A 2,208-nucleotide genomic window follows, 5' to 3' on the forward strand; every position below is an offset into this window, starting at 1 on the left:
TTATCCAATTAACAATAAATAAATGTAAATTACTTATTGTAACTAAATGTTTATTAACAGAAACTAACAGAACTCTTCATGCTTATTTATCCAATTAACAATAAATAAATGTAAATTACTTATTGTAACTAAATGTTTATTTAACAGAAACCTAACAGAACTCTTCATGCTTATTGGCGCGAAAACGATTGTTTACCTATCGTTATATGCTAAAAAAGGACAAATTTCATTGACATCTTAATATTTATATTCGCTTTACGCCATTTATTTTAGAAATAAATTACCATGCATAGTAATGTAGGTTGATAGTAGGCATTCAAATAGTGATAATTTAATCAAACTCGTCGTCCAGCTAAAAGATGTATTTACAATTTGAGCTTATTGTCTCCTAACTTATCAGCATAAAAGAGCCAAAATACTTATAGTAAGTTAAAATGTAGATACAGAAGAGCTGGGTTCAGTTACAGTTTAGGTGACGAATTAAGGCGTTTTGAAGAATGATCGAAGATAACCTTCGTAGTAACGGTTACTAATAGTGTTCTGCTATAGATTTGAAGATAGCGTCAACTATGAGGCCATCGGGCAAAAATATAAGCTTATGATGCAAGTGACAGCATCACTAATATATAAAATGAAGGTGAAGGTATGGGTGAAGGGATAGTAGGTTGGTTCAATAACATCGTAAATTATGGTGTTAGTATCATTTGGGGTAACAATGAGTGGTTAATTGTTAACAACCTTGGTACGGGCTGTTAATGTTTGTACTAATTGGTGCTGGTCTTTATTTTACAGTAGTCACACGCTTTATTCAGTTTCGTCATTTTGGACATATGTGGAAATTATTACGTGTGTCTAATCAGGGCCGTAAGGATGGAGGAATCAGCTCGTTTGAAGCTTTGATGACCTCTCTTGCTGCGCGAGTTGGTACGGGTAATTTGGCAGGGGTGGCGATTGCTATTTATCTTGGCGGACCTGGAGCTGTGTTTTGGATGTGGATGACTGCAATCGTTGGTATGTCAACCAGCTTTATCGAGTCGACCTTAGCACAAGCATATAAAGTACCGCACAACGATAATGTGTACCGCGGCGGACCTGCTTACTACATTGAAAAAGGTCTAGGTAAACGCTGGCTTGCGATATTTTTCTCAATATGTTTGCTCGTTGCGTTTGGTTTGGCTTTTAATGGTGTGCAATCAAATACTATTGCACAGGCGACCAATGAAGCATTTGGTATCCCTACGTGGATGACAGGCGTTGTGTTGGTAATATTGGTTGCACCAGTGGTGTTTGGTGGCTTACGTTCGGTTGCACGTATCGCGGGTAAAATCGTCCCAGTAATGGCCATCTTATATATATTACTAGCGCTATTTATTATCGTCACTAACTTTAGTCAATTTCCAGCCGCTATCGCATTTATTGTCAAGTCTGCATTTGGTTTTGAGCAAGCAGCAGGCGGTGTCATTGGTTATGGTATTGCTCAGGCAATGATTAACGGTATTAAGCGTGGTCTTTTTTCCAACGAAGCAGGTATGGGTTCAGCGCCTAATGCTGCGGCAACCGCTAAAAGCCATCCAGATCATCCAGCGGTACAAGGCTTTATGCAAATGCTGGGTGTCTTTATGGATACATTGATTATTTGTACTGCAACAGCGTCCATCATTATTCTATCAGGTGTGGTTGATCCAAACGTTGAACAAGAAGGTATTCAACTGACGCAGTTGGCTTTATCACAGTATGTTGGTGATCTGGGTGTGGTCTTCGTTGCCATAGCTATTTTCTTTTTCTCATTTACCTCTATTATTGCCAATTATAGTTATGGCGAATCTAATCTTGAGTTTATCTCTGGTGCCAAAAATGCCAAGGTCATGATTATGATCTTCCGCTTTATGGTATTAGGAATGGTGTTCGTCGGTGCTATTGCAAGCTTACCTGCGATATGGAACTTTGCTGATTTGTCTATGGGGCTTATGGCTTTGACCAACTTAATAGCTATCTTAATCTTGTCACCTGTGGCACTCAGAATATTGCGTGACTATGAGCGTCAAGTCAAAGAAGGCAAAACCGGAGACCAAATCAAGTTTGACCCTGATGACTTTGTTAAGTTAAAAGATGAAGCAAACCGCGATGCTTGGACCGATTAGGCTTTACTATGCAGTCATTCAATTGAGTGGTTGAATAGTTAAGTACAAAAAACCGCCCTTATTATTA

At 38.6% G+C, this 2,208-nt stretch carries 1 pseudogene; it reads left to right on the plus strand.

Going from position 1 to position 2,208, the window contains the following annotated elements:
• Nucleotides 1-645: 645 nt before the first annotated feature.
• Nucleotides 646-2,141, plus strand: a pseudogene (locus tag PENNN9_RS09990) (alanine/glycine:cation symporter family protein).
• The last annotated feature ends 67 nt before the right edge of the window (nucleotides 2,142-2,208 follow it).

Source organism: Psychrobacter sp. ENNN9_III (assembly GCF_001462175.1).
Taxonomy (GTDB): domain Bacteria; phylum Pseudomonadota; class Gammaproteobacteria; order Pseudomonadales; family Moraxellaceae; genus Psychrobacter.